Origin of the sequence: Paenibacillus sp. MY03 (genome assembly GCF_002165585.1) — a bacterium.
Lineage (GTDB): Bacteria > Bacillota > Bacilli > Paenibacillales > Paenibacillaceae > Pristimantibacillus > Pristimantibacillus agaridevorans.
Window position 1 is genome coordinate 85,938 of the sequence record NZ_MXQD01000021.1, and the last position, 17,659, is coordinate 103,596.

General features: G+C 47.0%; 12 protein-coding genes. 4 read left to right on the forward strand and 8 right to left on the reverse strand.

All coding sequences use genetic code 11. The features are described from left to right. Nucleotides 1–4: 4 nt before the first annotated feature. The 3 genes from isdE to B1748_RS19375 all read right to left on the reverse strand — a co-directional run bounded on the left by isdE (nt 5) and on the right by B1748_RS19375 (nt 3,756). Entirely contained in the window at nt 5–949 is a 945-nt protein-coding gene (isdE, locus tag B1748_RS19365; protein WP_087569587.1) for a heme ABC transporter substrate-binding protein IsdE, read from the reverse strand. 115 nt (nt 950–1,064) lie between these two features. After that, nucleotides 1,065–2,801 (reverse strand): S-layer homology domain-containing protein, encoded by a 1,737-nt coding sequence (locus tag B1748_RS19370; protein ID WP_087569588.1) that lies wholly within the window; start codon nt 2,799–2,801, stop codon nt 1,065–1,067. A 31-nt stretch (nt 2,802–2,832) separates the two neighbouring features. Continuing rightward, entirely contained in the window at nt 2,833–3,756 is a 924-nt protein-coding gene (locus B1748_RS19375) for an NEAT domain-containing protein (protein WP_087569589.1), read from the reverse strand. Nucleotides 3,757–3,991: 235 nt separating this feature from the next. Here B1748_RS19375 and B1748_RS19380 point away from each other — a divergent pair, with 235 nt between their 5' ends. Then, on the forward strand, nt 3,992–5,530 hold the full coding sequence (locus B1748_RS19380) for a GGDEF domain-containing protein (RefSeq protein ID WP_087569590.1): 1,539 nt from the start codon (nt 3,992–3,994) through the stop codon (nt 5,528–5,530). Nucleotides 5,531–5,639: 109 nt separating this feature from the next. Here the strand turns inward: B1748_RS19380 and B1748_RS19385 are convergent, their stop codons facing one another. From B1748_RS19385 to B1748_RS19400, 4 genes are all read right to left on the reverse strand, one after another. Beyond that, complete coding sequence (locus B1748_RS19385) at nt 5,640–6,653, reverse strand: succinylglutamate desuccinylase/aspartoacylase family protein (RefSeq protein WP_087569591.1); 1,014 nt, start codon at nt 6,651–6,653, stop codon at nt 5,640–5,642. An 11-nt stretch (nt 6,654–6,664) separates the two neighbouring features. Then, nucleotides 6,665–7,564 carry a dihydrodipicolinate synthase family protein gene (locus B1748_RS19390; protein WP_087569592.1) on the reverse strand — a complete coding sequence of 300 codons (900 nt, stop codon included), beginning with the start codon at nt 7,562–7,564 and terminating at the stop codon, nt 6,665–6,667. A gap of 65 nt (nt 7,565–7,629) precedes the next feature. Next, nucleotides 7,630–8,364 carry an MBL fold metallo-hydrolase gene (locus B1748_RS19395; RefSeq protein WP_087569593.1) on the reverse strand — a complete coding sequence of 245 codons (735 nt, stop codon included), beginning with the start codon at nt 8,362–8,364 and terminating at the stop codon, nt 7,630–7,632. Between the two features lie 21 nt (nt 8,365–8,385). Next, the gene (locus tag B1748_RS19400) at nt 8,386–9,408 is read right to left on the reverse strand and encodes a Gfo/Idh/MocA family protein (RefSeq protein ID WP_087569594.1); all 1,023 of its coding nucleotides are present in this window, start codon (nt 9,406–9,408) and stop codon (nt 8,386–8,388) included. A gap of 176 nt (nt 9,409–9,584) precedes the next feature. Here B1748_RS19400 and B1748_RS19405 point away from each other — a divergent pair, with 176 nt between their 5' ends. The 3 genes from B1748_RS19405 to B1748_RS19415 all read left to right on the forward strand — a co-directional run bounded on the left by B1748_RS19405 (nt 9,585) and on the right by B1748_RS19415 (nt 12,169). Then, nucleotides 9,585–10,664 (forward strand): pyridoxal-phosphate dependent enzyme, encoded by a 1,080-nt coding sequence (locus B1748_RS19405; protein ID WP_087569595.1) that lies wholly within the window; start codon nt 9,585–9,587, stop codon nt 10,662–10,664. Between the two features lie 76 nt (nt 10,665–10,740). Then, entirely contained in the window at nt 10,741–11,430 is a 690-nt protein-coding gene (locus tag B1748_RS19410; RefSeq protein ID WP_087569596.1) for a FadR/GntR family transcriptional regulator, read from the forward strand. A 55-nt stretch (nt 11,431–11,485) separates the two neighbouring features. Then, nucleotides 11,486–12,169: a FadR/GntR family transcriptional regulator gene (locus tag B1748_RS19415; protein ID WP_087569597.1), complete on the forward strand. Its 684-nt coding sequence runs from the start codon at nt 11,486–11,488 to the stop codon at nt 12,167–12,169. A gap of 47 nt (nt 12,170–12,216) precedes the next feature. Here B1748_RS19415 and B1748_RS19420 read toward each other — a convergent pair whose 3' ends face one another. Beyond that, nucleotides 12,217–17,589 (reverse strand): glycoside hydrolase family protein, encoded by a 5,373-nt coding sequence (locus B1748_RS19420; RefSeq protein WP_087569598.1) that lies wholly within the window; start codon nt 17,587–17,589, stop codon nt 12,217–12,219. Between the last annotated feature and the right edge of the window lie 70 nt (nt 17,590–17,659).

The following is a 17,659-nucleotide window of genomic DNA, read 5'->3' on the forward strand; positions in this document are numbered from 1 at the left end:
TCCTTTAGTTTGGATATAGCATATCCGCCAATGCCTCCAGGGCTTCTTCAACGGCCATGTTGCCAGTCGTTCCGAATAGATCCTCGGGCAAGTCATACACTCGGTCATTTTGTACCGCTTTAAAATGCTTCCAAATATCATTGGTTCGGAATTCTTCATCGAACATTTTAATAACCTCGTCAGGCATCCCATGGGCAGCGCGCAAAATAATATCCGCATTGCCTTGATACAAATATTCGGTGTTGGCGGAGATAAATTCTACATCCGATTGTTCCACCACATTTATGCCTCCCAGCTGCTTCACAAGGTCTCCAATATAGCTATTGGCTGTGCCGACCAAATAAGAGCCGGGTACGCCCATTAAAATCATGACGGTAGGCGGTTCTCCGGTTGCTCTTTGCTTGAGCTCGGCAATTTTGCCATCATAATTCGTAATTAACGTTTCGGCAAGCTCCGTTCGATTAAACTGCTCTCCCAGGCTGCGAATCTCCTCTTTCATGCTTTGCAGATTGGTAAAATCCAGAAAATCGGCTTTCACCTTGGCGGCCTCAAAACCATCCTTTAAATCATCCTCCAGCGTACTAACCGATAAAACATGTGTTGGCAGCAAGGAACGAACGAGCTCCATATCAGGGCTCATTGGATTGCCGATCTCCGTTACGCCTTTGAAACGACCAGGCAATTGTTTATAGGTAGTCGGAATGCCAACGGCATCCAGATCAAGCGCATCCAAAATTTCCGTAATCGCGACAGTTGTGGATACGATTCGATATTCGGCATCGGCTTCTGTCGAAGGCTTGCTTCCGTTTGAAGCTTCATCATCTACGATAGTCTTGTTTCCCTTTGCATCGGAACTTATTTGTGCTTCCGTGCCACAGGCAGCCAGTAATAAAACACAAGCACTAACAAAACTTATTTGCTTTAACGATGTCCCTATCCTTGCCGGCATCTTAACCCTCCTAAAAACAGATAGAAGGACACTCCCTATAACATCGTTATAAGGAGGTCCTCATCATTAGATAAAACCTAATTAGAATCTTAATTAACTTGACTTGACGCTATGCTTATAGAGCTAGAGCGCGAAGGATAATAGCAGCCGCTTGGGCACGAGATGCGTCGGCGCCAGGAGCAAACGTATTGTTGCCGACGCCTTCGATCAGACCCTTTTCTACCGCCACGGCAACATATGGTTTTGCATAGGCAGGAATCGCATCGGAATCCGCGAAAGTCAGCTCCGGAGCATTTTCCGTGCTAAGCTTCAGAGCTTTTACAAGAATAACCGCAGCTTCTGCGCGGCTAACCGTATCTTGCGGAGCAAACGTATGGTCGGCATAACCTGTAATCACTCCTGCAGCTACCGCTCTCTTAACGAAGTCGGAAGCCCAAGCTGCGATCTTATCATTGTCGGCAAAAGCTAACTCCTTTTCCGTAGCAGGAATATTTAAGCTTGTAACGACAAGCTTGGTGAACTCTGCGCGAGTCATCGCTTTGCCTGGGGCAAACTGGCCGTTTTCGTAGCCGTTGACGATGCCTTGAGCGTAAAGTTGAGCGATATCGTTTTGCGCCCAATGTTTCTCCGTGTCGGCAAATACATTGACATTGCCAATTGCTTGCAGAAGCGCATCCGTTGCAGACTCAATATCGGCAGCCGTGTTTAAATAAGTAGCCGCTTGGTTAGCCGCGGTAATTGCAGCTTTAAGCTCATCGGTTTGTTCGACAGCCGCTTCCGCTAAAGCTACAGCCGCTTTCGCTTTGCTCAATTCGGCATCTTTATTCTGATTGACAACGATGGAAATCGTGTGCGATTGCGGCTCTTCGAATACCCCAGGCACAAAGTAGCTTGCACTTGCGGATAAAGTCGCAGCCAGATCCGACACTTCAAAATCAAACGTAAAGAAGGTAACTTCCTCAGAGCCTTGACGACCTTGAACCGTTGTCACATATTCAGCTACCTTGGCGCCTTCCTTTTCTTCTACCAATACTTTGACATCGTATTTTTGCATGACATCTAGTCTCAAATAGCTTTTACCGTCTTTTTGATAAGACTTTGAATTAGCCAAATAAGCAGCCATAGAAGAAAGTTTGCTCGGATCCGAATCATTGACATAATAAACAAAAGCATTTGTCGGGTTTTCTTGCGTTGCCTTGGTCAGATCAGCCAAAGCGGCCTCTAAATCTGCTTTGGGAGTCAGTAAGCTATTCGCTTTTTTAGCCTTGGATAAAGCTGCAGTCAAAGCTTCCGTCTTCGGCTCAGCCGCGTCTGCGGTTGCAATTGCCGCACTTAACCCTTTTACAGCTTCACTGCTATCATTATTGATGACCACATAAAGATCATGCGATTGCGGCTCAGTGAAATAGTCCGGAACCATATAAGTCGTATTAGCAGTAATAACCTCTGTAAAGCTATCAACTACATAATCAAATGTAAAGTATGTAACCTCTTGCGCACCATTGCGACCTTGCACAGTTGTCTTATATTCGCCGACTTTAGCGCCTTCTTTGCCCGCAACGGTTAATTTCACATCGTAGACTTGTTGAACATCAACGCGCAAGTAATTCACGCCATCTTTAGAATAAGTGCTTGGCTTTGCCAGAAAAGAAGCAACCGAGGAGATTTTAGTCGTATCTTCATAATTAACAAAATAGACGACCGACTCTTGAGTCTCCTCTTTAGCGGAAGTTACGACTGCCGAACCGGTTGTAACCGCACTGCTTTCCGCCGCTACTACGGTAGGGATTGTACCTACTAACATTACTGCTGCAATAAATGCTGCCAATCTTTTAACTGCTTTTGAATTCATTTTCCATTCATCCTTTCGACTGCACAACGTTTTATTTTTTATTCCGACGTGTTTTATAAACAATAGCCGCTGCTGCAGCTGCCGCTAATAACACGACTAAAACTACGATGACAATGACTTGATTTCCATTGCGATCCGTTTCCTCTATCTCAATGGGATCTACGGATTCGGCTCCTGTATCAGACTCGGAAAGGACCGCTCCTTCGCTTTGAGTATCGTTTTCCGCTGACGCAGGTTCAGTGACCGGAATTGCGGATGGAGTTGCGTTTGCGCTGCTATCTATTAACTCCTGCTCATCTGCTTCAGACGTCGGAACAGGAGACGATGCCGTTTGATTTGTTGGTACAGCAGATGCCGATGGCTTTATGGAAGAAACAGGCGTTTCTATTGATGCCGCCGGCGGGTTCGTCGGCGCAGTTGTCGATTCTGGCGGCGATGTTGCTGCAGGTTTAGTAGCAGTAGGCTTTGTAGCAGCAGGCGCCGATTCTCCAGCTGCTTTTACAAGCGTTAACGTTTCAGGTTTAAATTTAAAATACATCGTATAGCTGTGATCATAGTCCATCTCATCGATAGTCACGCTCACACTGGACTCTACTAAATCCGTTAAATTAGCAATTTGAAATTCGGTCAATCTTTCATTGGCAGCCTCGTCGGCCGATATCGTCTTTACAGCCGTCATCTTCCCGTTGTAACGAGTAGCAAATTCGGTTACCCAGGCATGTTTATTGATCGTCGTTTGCACCCGCATGCCGCCATCCTTTATCGTCAGCTTTGCCGGCTGATTCCAGTACCCTTCTGCAATTGAAGCATTTTTTTTATCCGCATGCATAATGTTGAATCCAATCGTATATTCCCCATCGGCCTGCTCTGCATAGGCTGCTTCGGGAAGCAACAAAAAGGCAAGCATCAGCATGGCCATTACCGTCCTGACGACAGGTAAACGGTCAACTAACATATTTAACCTCCAAATCCCACAAAATACCGATAATCATTCTCAATATAGTCCAAAATAAAAAAGCTCAATTGAGCTGGCTTTCAAAATGATACCTCATGCGGGTACTGGCGTCAATCAAGTTCATAGAATCGTAAAATATTCGATGCAGGTTATTCGCAAAATCGCCGATACCATTCGTACATCAATAAGTCACTTTTTTATCGAAATATAGATTATAATGCAGTAGATAAGAACTATGGCGAATGGTCAATTATTACTAGATTCAGTCATTAATTCAGTCATTAAAGAGGTGAATGATATGGAATCACGCTTCCGACTAAAACTTATTGTTACAATGATCGCTTTTGCAATGAGCATTTCGGTCATACTAGCTGCGATAGATCATAACAGACTTAAAAGTCAAACGATCCAAAACCAGCAAGTGCTCATGCAAAAAAGCGAAGAAATGGTTATAACCTCAATTGATACGATTGAAAAAGCTTATTACCTATTCGGCGAGCAAATGGCTGCCTCCATGAAGGAGGCAACTTCAGAATTAATGCTTCTCTATGAAAAACAACCAAATTTCGATCAATGGAGCTTTAATGAACTAAAGAAGGAATACGGATATGATGTCTACATTATCAATAAGGATAATGTCATTACGCACAGCAGCATGGAAACCGATATCGGACTTGATTTCAAATCTTGCTGCAAATCGCTTGCCAAAACATTGGATGCCAGAAGAATATCCGGACAGTTCTATCCTGACGGCATGGATATCGAACAAGAGACTGGCGTGGTCAAAAAATATAGTTATCAGGGCACGCCGGACGGGCAATTTATCATTCAGCTTGGCAATAATTTGCAAGAAGGCGCTATTTTTCAACAGTTTAATTTTTTCACTGCCATTGATAACCTTACATTAAGAGACCCATTGATTTCCCATATTTACATATTAAACACGGCCGGAAATGCATTAGGATATTCGACGGATTCGTTTAAATTGCAAGAAGAGCATTACAAAGCTTTTAAGCATACCCTTGACACGAAAGAAACGACAGAACGGCCAGGGGAATGGAATGGCAAAAAGGTTTCTTACCGAAACATTTATTATAAATCCAAATACGATACGGGAACGACAACGGAAAGAAAAGTGATCCAGGTTATTTACAATGATGAAGATCTGCAAAACTTGCTGGCCGACAATCGCAAAGCTTTTGTTTTCCAGCTTGGAACCGTATTATTCGTTACGATCATTTTGTCGTTATTCATTTCAAAAGCAGTGGCCAGGCCTATGCATCTAGCCTTTCATGACAGCCTTACCGGTCTGAAAAATAGAGCTGCTTTCGACGAAGCCATGATTCGGACACTCTCTTCGCAACAAACGACGACAGCGCTCATAATGATGGATGTCGATAACTTCAAAGAAGTGAACGACAAGCTGGGTCATGACACCGGCGACCAGCTGTTGAAATGCGTGGCCGAAGGCATGCATAAAGCGGCACGCAAGGGAGATATATCGGCACGACTGGGCGGCGACGAATTTATTATGATCTTGCCTGAGACAAGCGCTGCGGATGCTATGCATATGGCAGAACGGCTTATCGATTCGATTACAGCCTTGACGACTTCCAACAGGGAGCTCTCGGATCAGCCTGTAACGATCAGCGTAGGCATCGCGGTTTCCCCCATTCATGGACAAGACGCAGAAACCTTGATCAAACATGCGGACAAAGCGCTTTACTCCTCCAAAAAGCGCGGGAAAAATCAATATCAGGTATACAACGCATAATAAGTATTCCATGGAAGCTCAAGTGGAGCTGTCCCAAAAGCAGGCTTTTTCGCTTAATGAGACAGCTCGCTTCGTGAAAGAATCAGCAAAAACATAGAAATGGCGGTGCTTAGAGAGTTATCCCTCCAACCCCCGTAATGGAGCAAACGATACCTGCTTTTTTGATGTATGGCATCTCCGCCAAGCCTACAACGATCCCGGAGGAAGGCGCATGCAGCTTCTCAAGTTCCTCGCCGAATAAGCCATATAAGCTGCCGACATATTCCCCTTCCTCAACAATCTGCAGCAATTCCACTGCCGGAATAAAGAAACCGTCTACGGATGCAAGCAAGGAAGCGTCAAAATTGCCATCGCCTTTCAATCTTCGTTTAATAGCAGGTGCAGGCTGAAGTAACCAGGCCTCAGGCGCAAGCAGCATACCCAAATGATGCATCAAGCGATAAGCGCCGCGCCTATATTGTTCCTGTTCGGCAAGTTTAATTCTGCGGCCTCCGCTCGCCTCTGTATACAGCCACGGTATTCCCCGTTCCGTCGCAGCGCTAACCGTGCGTCCCGGTCCTACCTGTGGATGGGCCCAAATCGTCTCCATACCGAACGCTTCGGCGGCAGCTCGCGAACGGCGTCCTATCTCCTGCTCCTCATTGGCATAATAGCCAACGAGCACCGGAATGGAAAATTCCATGGCGCCGCTATGAAGATCAAGCAAAAAATCTGCTTTTGCCAAAATATACTGATCCAAGTAATAGGCCAGTCTTTCCGTATAGCTGCCTTCCGGCGAGCCCGGAAACTCCCTCGCCAAATTTTTCCCATCAAGGGGCGTAACGCGCGAAATCCCCTCATAAGCCGGCATATTTACAATTGGAACCATGAGCAGCGTTCCGCGAATGTCTTGCGGCTGCAAGGAATGAATAAGCTCAATGACAGTACGAACCCCGTCATATTCATCCCCGTGAACGGCAGCAAGAATGAGCAAGGTTGGTCCCTGCTCCTTCCCTTTTACGATCCGCAGCGGAATTTCTCCGGCTCTATCGCCGCATTCAAAAGTCAACATAACATTCGCGGCTTCCCCCCGCTTTATTGACTCCCAATCGAATAACGCGGCAGGTGTATGTGGAATCGTCATTTTTACTCTCCTTAGATCAGCTTGAGCGACCGCATGCAGCTTTGGACCTGCTCTTCTTGCGCGGCTGTCAGCCGCGGCGCGTAATCAGGCGCAAAATTCCCTTCAAAGCCAAGCGCATTCATGGCATAGCTAAAGCCGCCGAATACGCCCACGCTTACAAATGTGTTGCGAAGCGTTATAATATCATCCAGACTGCTCGACGCCGCTTCCCTATCTTCGCTTGCCAAACTTTCATATAAACGCTTATTAATAGCCGTCGTGCATGAAAACATGCCGTCAAGCTGACTCGTCAATCCATAGCCGTAAGCCGCATCGAATACGTCCAAGCCGCTAAATAAAACCGAGAAGTTCGGAGCATGCTGAATCTTTTCCCGCTGCAAAACTCTGGCCAAAGCCAATTCCCCTGTCTTGATCCCTGCAATATTCGGATGTTTCATAAGCTCTATGGCCGTTGCCGCTTCAATCTTCGTCTTCGTAACGCCAGGCAAATCGTACATATAAACCGGAAAAGGAGACATCGACGCGATCCGCTCAAAAAAAGCCCGCACCTCCGTCTGAGTCAACGCAAAATAAAAAGGCGTAGTCGCTACAACTCCGCTTAGAGCCATTCCTTTCAAGCTGTCTATTCTTTCTGCCACTCGTCCGATAGAGTTGTCCATGACGCCGACCATAACCGGGCAAGCAGACCGGGCCGCCTTTACCGCATCGGACGCGATCTGCGCCGTCCTTGCATATTCCGAGTTTTTAATTTGCGCTTGCATGCCCATCGAGCCCATTACCAACAGCCCCGCCGCATTCCCATTCAACTGATCCTCAACATGCAAACTTAAGCTCGAAGCAATGACGTTCCCCTGCTCATCAAGAGGCGTCCCAAGCGCTGGATAATAACCTGCCGACAACATATTTTTCATTTTTCATCCCCCGCTAATTCTCAAATTTTATCCTTACAGAGCACACACCCGTGCTCAAACCCGTTCTACACAATACTCTCCGGTATTTCCCCCGCCGCAAATTTCCGCACCGCCGCAGCCAACGTTTTCCCATCATCACCACATAACGCCTGCCAATGTCCCGGAAACAAATCCTTTGCCGGCAACCTTTTCAATTTGCGTATACTGCAAACAAGCTCCTCAAGCGAAAAATCTTCTGCTTGCTGCACAGCTATTCTTCCATTCGAAAAGAGTACGTCCCCGCAAAATAATGCTGCAAGCTGTGGAATATAGATACTCATATGATCACGGCTATGGCCGGGCGTCGCAACAAAATGCAGCTCCAAGTCGCCGCAGGACAGTCTTTCTCCATCTTCGATTACGAGAGTAGGTATGCAAGACTCGTAACGGTAATCAGCCGGATAAATCCCTTGCTCCCGCGCTTTGCCAATCCCAAGCGTATCTTCCCCGCCGCTCACCAACTCCGCCGTCAATCTTGAACAAACGACCTTCGCGCCGAATTGCTGCTGCAATAGGGCGGCCCCGCCGGAATGATCCGCATGCGCGTGCGTCAACACAATCCATTCCAGCTGTTCGCCCGAAAATCCATGCCGCGCAAGAAGATCCAGCAATATATGCGTATTTCTTCCGCCTCCGCAATCAATCAGTATCCCTTTATCACCAGCTGCTACATAATAAATGTTGCAGTCATAGTCATCCGACATACGATTGCCCAGCAACCCGCTTCCTACTAAATAAACACGCTCAGTCAGTTGCGCCATCGCGCCGCCTCCCCTTCCTCGTCAGGGCGCTAATCGAACCGGCTGTCCGGTTTGGCTGGACAAAATAATAGCTTCCGCCACCCGAACAGCCTCTTTCGCATCCTCCGGCAACAAAATAGGAGAAGGCGTATTATCGCGCACGCATTGGTAGAAATGCTTCATTTCCTCAAAAATATAGCCTGCATAAGAGTCATATGTTTCATTCCATATATAGGAAGCCTTATGAGTTACGCCGTGGCCGCTCCAAAAGACAAGCGATTGATCAGGATCCTGAAAATGAATGATGCCTTCCTCGCCGACAATCTCCATCCGCACATCCATCTCCGCAGGCGCTTGCTTGGAAATAAGCCAATTATTCTCAATCACGCCGATCGTCCCATCTGAAAAAGCAAGCATTGCCCATATTAAATCCGGTCCGTTCCCGGTGCTGCTGCTTGATCGGGCAAACACTTCGACAACCTCCGCCCCCGTCAACCAACGTTGCAGATCAATATCATGAATGCCGAGAATATACATCAAATTCGTACGCTCATATAACGAAAAATAACGACTCGGATTGTTCCGTCTCGAATAAATCGAGCGAACTTTGCCAAGCTCGCCTTGCTGAACCGCTTGCCTTGCCGCAAGCATTCTAGGATCAAAACGCAGAACATGCCCTACCATAAGCAGCCGATTATTTTGCTTGGCCGTTTCAATCATCCGCTCGGCATCCTGCTCCGTAAGCGCGATTGGTTTCTCGACAAATACATGACAGCCTGCCTGTAAAGCCGCCAAGGTTGGTTCGACATGATGCATTTCGGGAGTAAGCACAATGACCACATCCAACCGCTCGGTGTCGATCATTTCCTGCCAGCTTGCATAGCCGGCGCAGCCCCACTCCTCAGCAGTCTCCAACCTCGTTGTCTCGCTCAACTCTGCTACAGCCACCAACTTTACATTGGCAAGCTGTCGCAAACATTTAAGATGAAATTGCGAAAAGCGTCCTAATCCAATCATCCCTACTCGAATATACGCTGCAGCTTGCCGATGCCCATGATTAACCATTGCACCATCCCCTCGTAAATATATAATATGGTATTACCAATTAATATATCATCAGCTCTTTGATTTAGTCAATTTCATTTCATGTACCCAACCATCCAGATAAACATTGACCATACCACTAGCATACAGTACTATAATTGGTAATACCATAACATTAAAAAAGGGTGCTGTTCAATATGATATCTACAGGTATATGGCATTTCGCGGACTCCTTGCCGGCCGTAGCCCCGCATAACCGCATTACGCTTGGAGAAGGACATACGCCGCTTATTGCCAGCAGCTCCATTGGTGCCGAGCTGGGTTTGTCGCAGCTTTATTTTAAGCTGGAATCACTGAATCCGACCGGTTCCTACAAGGATCGCATCTCGGCTATGGCGCTATCCCTGGCCAAACAATCCGGTAAAACAGCCTGTATCGGCACTACCTCCGGCAATGCGGGCGCGTCTATCGCTGCCTATGCAGCCAAAGCGGGCATTCCTTATCATGTTTATGTCCAGGAAAATATAATTCCCGCCAAGCTGGAGCAAGTGCTTGTTCATCAAGCGCATGTGTATAAGGTCAAAGGACTCGGTTTCGATCCCGCGATCGGCACCAAAGTATTCGAACAGGTACGGGATAAAGCGATTCGCAATAACTGGGAAGCCGTCATTACTGCTTTCGCCTATGCCCCGCTTGCTATGGAAGCCGTGCAAACAATCGCATGGGAAATAGCCGATCAGCTTGGCGTGCCCGATGCCGTCTTCGTCCCCGTTGGAGGAGGCGGACTGTTCTCCGGCATATATAAAGGCTTTCATCGGATTTGCGAGCAGAACAAAGCCAGCAAGCTTCCCCGCATGGGCGCCTGCCAATCAGCAGGCTGCAGCAATTTAGTAAGGGGCTGGCAGCAAGGTTTGGGACAGCCTGCAGCAGGAGCCTCGACTTCTATGATTTCAGGCATTCAAGTGTCCAATCCGCCCGATGCAGACATTGCCTTCGAAGCGCTGGACAGCAGCCAGGGCGTGGGCTCTATCGTTGCCGATGAGGAAACATGGAAGTGGCAGCGCGAACTTGCAAGACGGGAGGGCATCTACTGCGAACCTGCCGGAGCCATTTCGCTTGCCGGTCTCGTTCAGGCTGTGGAAACAGGCCGAATCAACCGCACTGACAAAATTGTGTGCATCGTTAGCGGCGCAGGCTATAAGGATTTGGAGCAGCAGCGACTAATGGTTCAGGAAGCAGCAGCCACTATCCCTCTATACGACGCCGATCAGTTGTAGAGCCTTATTCTACTCTCAATTAATCGACAATCTTAAATTGTTGGCTATAATGATAGTGTAGAGGAGGTTCTGCGAATTGAAACAACCCATTTCAAATGAAATCAAATCATTAAGCTGGATCGTAAGCGACCGCATTAAACAATATATGATTGATCAGCAGTTGAAACCTGGCGACCGCCTGCCTCCGGAGCGCGCGCTGGCTGAAGCTTTGGCCGTAAGTCGTCCTGTTGTCAGAGAAGCGCTCAGCCATTTGGAAACGCTCGGATTAATCGAAAAACATCAAGGACGGGGATTATTTGTCAAAGAGCAAAATTTGTCCCGTCTATTTCAAGAAATGCTGCTTCCCCCCAATCATGACAAGCAAGCCTTTAAACAGGTAGTTGAATTTCGTTTTATGATTGAACAAGCCGCACTCAGCCATCTTATGAACCATATTCAGACGGAGCAGCTTCAGCCCTTGTACAAGATCATAGAGCAATCCGAAGGCAATATAAGCGATTCGGAGTTTGTAAGACTGGATCATGAATTGCATCGCCAGCTTATCCGGCTTTCATCCAATCCGTATTTAATTGAATTGACCACTGTCATTGACAATTTTTTTGCGCTCATCGAACAACCGGTTCGTGACAAGACACTTTCTATGGAAGAACGCAAGCAATCCATTAGACAACATCGTCAACTGCTTGATTTCATAGAGCAAGGACAAAAAGGCAGGGCGATAGAGCTGCTTGAAGAGCATCTGTTGCCCATCTACTCTGACTTCTAACATTGGAACTGGAGAAGTATTAACCATTTTATGCTGAATAGGAGTAGGCGTAGTTATGTCACTTGAACCTATAGTACGCACAAGTCTAAAAGAACAAGCGATTGCCAAAATCCGCGAATTTATTACGGATGGCGGCTTTCGTGCCGGACATCGCTTCTACAGCGAGAAAGAACTGATAGAACGACTGGAAATGAGCCGAACGGTTATACGAGAAGCGCTTAAGTCGCTGGAAACAATCGGACTTCTCCAAATTAAGCCAGGCGACGGCATTTATGTATCGGAAGCTTCGATTAGCCATATTGTTGATCAAGTGTCCTTCGGCTGGACACAAAATCCGGAGCGTATGCGAGAGCTGCTCGAAACGAGAGTCATGCTGGAGAAAGCCGCGCTAGAATTGATTCTTTCACGGTCGCAGCCAATCGCATTAGACGCGTTAGACCGCATTAACGCACAGATGGCCGCCGCAATCGAAAATGGCGAATCGATCATCGAACTGGATATCGCTTTCCACCGTTCGCTCTTTCAGTTGACCGGCAACGCCACCTTTCAGGAATTAAGCGAGGTTATAAGCGCGTTTTTTCACGATTGGCGCGATCAGCTTCTGGATAAAGAGTCCGGCTATATTACACTTCGCGACCATGAGGAAATTACGAAAGCTATTGCAAAAAAAAATATGGCTGCAGCAAAAACTTGGCTAGAACATCATTTATCCGTCTGGGAACGTCTGTTTGAACAATAAAAGCTGTCCCTGAAAAGTTATATTTACCTTTCAGAGACAGCTTGTACTTATGGCTGCATGATAAAAATCGGATTTTCCTGCAATTGCGAATAATAATCAAAATAGTGCCACTTGCGTACCTTCACTTTATCTCCCAGTAATCCGAATATTCCTTTGCCGTTCCACCAGTCGTTGAAGATATACACGCCGTCGGCACCTGCTTCATACACTTCGTAAGTCCGCTTTTGGTATTGGGTTTGACTAAGCGTTCTCTTCGTATTCACATGTGTGCCGCCGTTTCGGATCATTGCTTCCTGCTCCTTGGTTAGGTCTGTTCCCGACAGATCGGAGACAATTCCTGCATAAATCTTAACATTCGATCCTGCTGCCATACTGACAAAGGGCGAAATGTCGAAGAAATCCTCGTAGGAGAGATTCGTTGGGATCAGCGTATCGATCAAGTCCTGATCGATCCAGGCTTGCGGATCCAATCCGTAGCCTTCGTAATTCCAATAAGGGATTCGCACACTGATCGTTTTCCCGGGCAATGCCGTTCTGATTTCACTCAGCATTTGCGTAATGATCGCTTTCCGGCTGGCCACATCGGTTAATTCGTAGGCGAATAGATACGGATACCTGCCAAAGTCGAGATTCACCCCATCCACATGGGGGAACGCGGCTGCTTCCATTAAGATATTCTTGATATAACTTCTAAAATCCGCGTTATTATAACTTAATCGGAAAGTCGGATTGCCATTGGCATCCAACTGTCTCGCATCATAGGGTGTCCCTATATAATCGTTATAAAGTTGACCGTTAAGCGCAGGGAACGAAGTTAAGGTATAAAAGGCATTCATCCTTAGCGATACGCTAAAATCGATTCCGATGTCATTAGCGCGTTCCGCCAACACTTCCGGGGCCCACTTGCCGCTCTCATCATAAATGTTAAGAATGTTGGCTTTTCCATAAAGATCGATTTCCCTAAGCGTCGGGTCATCTTCGGTAAACGAGTCAAATGGAGCACCCGCATATTGACTGTCATAATTCAATTGCATCGTCGTCCCCAGCGCCCAATCGACACCTCCCGCATCTTGTCCATCGAATATATTAATGGCCATGTTCTCAATGGATTCAACATTATGATATTTCAGAGACGTAAAATGGGTATACCCATCGTTGTTGTAGATTGCCCGCTTGCCCAGACTCCCTTCATCAGCCATCGTATACTCTGCAATATCAGCAGTCGTTAGCCCGCGTAACTTCACATAAGCAATTCTTGCCTTCTTGCTGGCTGACGGGATGATGCTGAATGTTCTTCCATTAAAGTTGGCTGCCGTAACAAACTCTTCTCTGATCGTCTGTTCGCTATATAATGGGGCTGCTCCGCCAGGGCTTAACTCTATCGTATGCGTGATGTTCCCATCCGTAACGTCAAATTGTTCCGTACCTGCAACATAGCCGATATATACGCCGAACCAGCCGTATAGATCTACGGGCAGTCTCAAGGCTTGTGCGCTTGCCGTACTTTCGATCAGGCTGTACACATTGCCTGCGACACTTTCATCGGCTCCCTTGTACTTGTAATCAGCCGCCTGCCATCCGGCAGCTGTCGCAATTTGATTGCCGCCGTTTATCATTTGATCGACCTCCGTATATAAGGCAACCGCACCTGGAGAGGAAGTGACCGAATCATTAGGATTGACTGCCGTGACAGCAGGGAATAACTGTATCTCTTTAATCACCTTATCGACTGATATATTGTTATTCGATAGCTCGACAACGAGCTGCCGTACGCCTGTACCTCCTCCGCCGTTTACGTCTAAGCTTACAGTAGCGGCATCCAAAGCATGAGTACTGCTAGAGAGCAGCTGAGTCCCGCTATAAATACTTGCTTTAACCTGTATGTCGGGATTCGTAAACCAAGTCGGATCTGCACCGCTTATATTTACAAGAATAGGAACGGAGCTTGAACTGGCCTCCGGCTTAACCGTGACCCCTGACAGGTTGGGATAGTAATTAATCCACTCCGGTACTTTATTCTTCGTAAACTTGATTTGATCGAAATATACCTCGTTGGTTCCTGTCGTATAGATATCATTGGCCAAATTAATAATGGATATATTGTCGCCGGTCGTCGCTGCTATTCCGGCATTATTCGACTGGGCAAGAAGGTTATCGTCGAGACCAAGATATAGTCCACCATCACCATCATAGACGATTTCCCACTTGTGGAATGCATTGTCAGTCGGAATGTATACTTCCCTCTCCTGGAACGCATTTGATCCATTGGTAATCAAGAATACTCGGATCGTTCCTTTGACGGGATCGTAATTGTTCATAGAAACGATGTATCTTTTGTTATTGGCGTAAATATTAAAGGAGAGTCCCTTCCATAAATAGTAGTTCGTCGCCTTGGCGAGATCGATAATCCTGGCATCGAACTGCAGAGTCCATGCGCCAGGTCCGATCGATAAGTTGCGCTTCATACTGCTATAATAACCGCTGGTTGAAGTGCCGTCGGCATATGCCAAATATTGTCCGGCCGGAACGGGCTTTAGCGAAACTCCATTCGGATTGCCCAATGAGTTCGGGTCGTCATCAATCATGTAAACGCCCGTTCTTGGCGACGTGTTCGAAACCCAGCCTGCAGCGCTGAGACTGGAAGCATTGTCATCGAGAAGTGTATTTAACGTCGGGCTCGAATCATGCAGCTTAGGCTTGAAATTGCGCAGCAGCCGGATCCTGTCGACATACACCTCGGTCGTGCCTGACAGCAAGTTGTTCGTATCGGCAAACAATTTCATGCTATCGGCACCGGCTACAGTCAGTTCTGTATAGGTGAATCGAGCGACAACCGTGCCATCAAGATCGACAGTGATGGCATTCGTCCCATCGAAGGCGATCCCCCATTGATGGAATCCTCCACTGGAGGGTAGAGCAACCTGCTTCATTTCGTAAGTATTCCCAGGCTTCAACAAGTAAATGTTCATATTCCCATTCGAATCTATACTGTTGAAAGAGAGTCTGTAACGCTTGGAATTAGCAGCGATGTCTACCGAGAACCCTCTCCAAGCCTGATAGGCGGATGGGGTTGGCAAATCGGCAAACCGCGCTTCCAATTGCGCATACCAGGCTCCTGACCCGATATGGATATTGTTGTTAATCGCGCTATACTGACTATCCTGTGCGCTGTAGAATAAATATTTACCCGAGGAAACAGGCAGCATCTGGACCTGGTTAGGATTGCCCAATGAGTTCGGATGATCGGTAATATAACTATCGTTTACAGGGTCGATAGGTCTTGTCCAGCTCGATTGACTGAGATTGTCGCCATCGTCATCAATAGCAGCGTAAACCCAGTCCGGCACATTCGTTATGTCCAGCTTGACCAGATCAAGGTAAACCTTGTTCGTGCCTGACTGTAGATTACCGGCATTGTTATGCAATACGATCCGATCTGTTACAGAATCCGGTACATGGACGCCAGACACCCGCATGACTACGGTGCCGTCAAGATTTACTGTCAAGGTGGTGCCTCCATCATATCCGATGCCCCATTTATGAACTTTGCCGTCTGGCGGCAAGGTTAACTGCTTCTCTTCAACCGTCCCGCTGTTGTCCTTTAGCACGACGATCTTCAAATCGCCGTTCGCATCCATACTATTGAAAGTCACCTTGTACTTCTTCATATTAGCGATTACATCGACAGATATTCCATTGGAAATGGAATCCGCCGAGGGTGTAATCAAATCAACGATGTTCGCATCCAGCTCCAAGAACCATGGTCCTGTGCCAATCGTCAGCGGACTCTTGGTCAGCGAGCTTGCTGTTCCCGTTGATGATGCATAGAACAAGTATTGACTTTGCGGGACAGCCAGCAGGGATGCTTGGTTCGGGTTCCCTAATGAATTGGAGAAATCCGAGATATAATTCCCGTCCACAGGATCGGCTGACCTCACCCAACCGTTATCCAGCAACCGCTCTGTAAAGTCGGTCAGCACATTCTCCGAATTTTCTGCCAAATAAGCATCCGACTTTACCTTCACCCACTCCGGGATCGAGTTTATCGTCAACATAATGGAATCCATGTACACTTCAGTCGTGCCGGATAAACGATTCTGTGCGGCGTTGGTTAGCGTAATTCCATCGCTTTGCGTCGTACTGATGCCCATCCCGCCAAACTCCGCCACCTTTACGCCATCGAGATCGACATATATATTTTCACCACCGTCGTAAGAGATGCTCCAGGAGTGAAATTGATCGTCCGTAGGCATGTCCACCCGTGCTTGACTGTAAGAACCGCTGCTGCTGTCTTTGATTGCCGTAATGATGTCACGATTATTAAAAATCAGCTTATACAATTTCTGATTGGCCACAACTTCGACGAGCAATCCTGTGTCTGCGCCATTCGTTGTCGCTTGCATTAAATCAGCAATTCTCGCTCTCAGTTGCAAAGTCCATGAACCGCTGCCAATGGCTGAATTCAAGCTCATTGAAACGGGAGTAGAGGAAGCTGCTGTTTGATCACTATAAAACAGATACTGTCCTTTGGACACCGACTTTAACGCCACTGCATTCGGATTGCCTTGAGAATGGGCGTTATCAATAATGTATTGCCCTTGCAGCGGAACAGACGCTGTCCACCCTGCTGAAGTGAAGCTAGCCGCATTGTCATGGACAACCTCTTCACTGGAATGCAGATTCCCGCCTTTCACAAATTTATAATTGTATAGATATACCTCATTCGTCCCGGATTGAATACCTGTCGTGCTATTGTATAACATCACTTTATCATCAAATCCGCTCGTTACATTCACACTCGATGATCTTGCGACCACTTTGCCGTCCAGACTGACCGTCAATGTTGTTCCGCCATCATAGGAAATCCCCCACTTATGAATGTCGGCGAAATCACCAAGCTTAATTTCAGTCTCATCATAGGCGCTGAAGCTGTTCTTCATAATCAACACTTTGAAAGTGGAATCGATTTCACCAGTTTTGCTGTTAAACGTGACTCGGTATCTTTTGTGGTTGGCAATCGTATCGATTGCAAATCCATTCCAAGCGGGATTCTCCGACGGTGTAATCAAATCCGCGATCCGCGCTTCGAATTCAATAGTCCAGCTACCCGCACCGATCGGAATCTCCTTCGTAATCGTGTCAGACGCAAGATTCTCTGAGCTATAGAACAAATATTGTCCACGCATAACTTGCTTCATCGGAATTTGGGAGGGATTTCCTAATGAATTCGGTGAATCCGTAATATAAGTGCCGGCTCTAGGTGCATTCTGCCTAACCCAGCCCGCCTCGGATAAGCTGTGTGCATCGTCATCGATAAGAACGCTTTCCTTGGCATATGCCAAGGAACCCGACAGCAGCATGAAAAGCAAGGTCGCGGTAAATACAGTTGCAACCATCAGCCCTTTACTTGCAACTTTCATACAATATCATCCTTTCTCTTGCAAAGGTACGATACAATATCCTATATACCTGCTCGGCATCTCCGAAGAT

Bases quoted from the DNA above. Each gene is read 5' to 3' on its own strand.
- B1748_RS19405 (WP_087569595.1), top strand. From the start codon at position 9,585: ATGATATCTACAGGTATATGGCATTTCGCGGACTCCTTGCCGGCCGTA.
- B1748_RS19420 (WP_087569598.1), bottom strand. From the start codon at position 17,589: ATGAAAGTTGCAAGTAAAGGGCTGATGGTTGCAACTGTATTTACCGCG.
- B1748_RS19395 (WP_087569593.1), bottom strand. From the start codon at position 8,364: ATGGCGCAACTGACTGAGCGTGTTTATTTAGTAGGAAGCGGGTTGCTG.
- B1748_RS19380 (WP_087569590.1), top strand. From the start codon at position 3,992: ATGGCGAATGGTCAATTATTACTAGATTCAGTCATTAATTCAGTCATT.
- B1748_RS19385 (WP_087569591.1), bottom strand. From the start codon at position 6,653: ATGACGATTCCACATACACCTGCCGCGTTATTCGATTGGGAGTCAATA.
- B1748_RS19400 (WP_087569594.1), bottom strand. From the start codon at position 9,408: ATGGTTAATCATGGGCATCGGCAAGCTGCAGCGTATATTCGAGTAGGG.
- B1748_RS19415 (WP_087569597.1), top strand. From the start codon at position 11,486: ATGTCACTTGAACCTATAGTACGCACAAGTCTAAAAGAACAAGCGATT.
- isdE (WP_087569587.1), bottom strand. From the start codon at position 949: ATGCCGGCAAGGATAGGGACATCGTTAAAGCAAATAAGTTTTGTTAGT.
- B1748_RS19375 (WP_087569589.1), bottom strand. From the start codon at position 3,756: ATGTTAGTTGACCGTTTACCTGTCGTCAGGACGGTAATGGCCATGCTG.
- B1748_RS19390 (WP_087569592.1), bottom strand. From the start codon at position 7,564: ATGAAAAATATGTTGTCGGCAGGTTATTATCCAGCGCTTGGGACGCCT.
- B1748_RS19370 (WP_087569588.1), bottom strand. From the start codon at position 2,801: ATGAATTCAAAAGCAGTTAAAAGATTGGCAGCATTTATTGCAGCAGTA.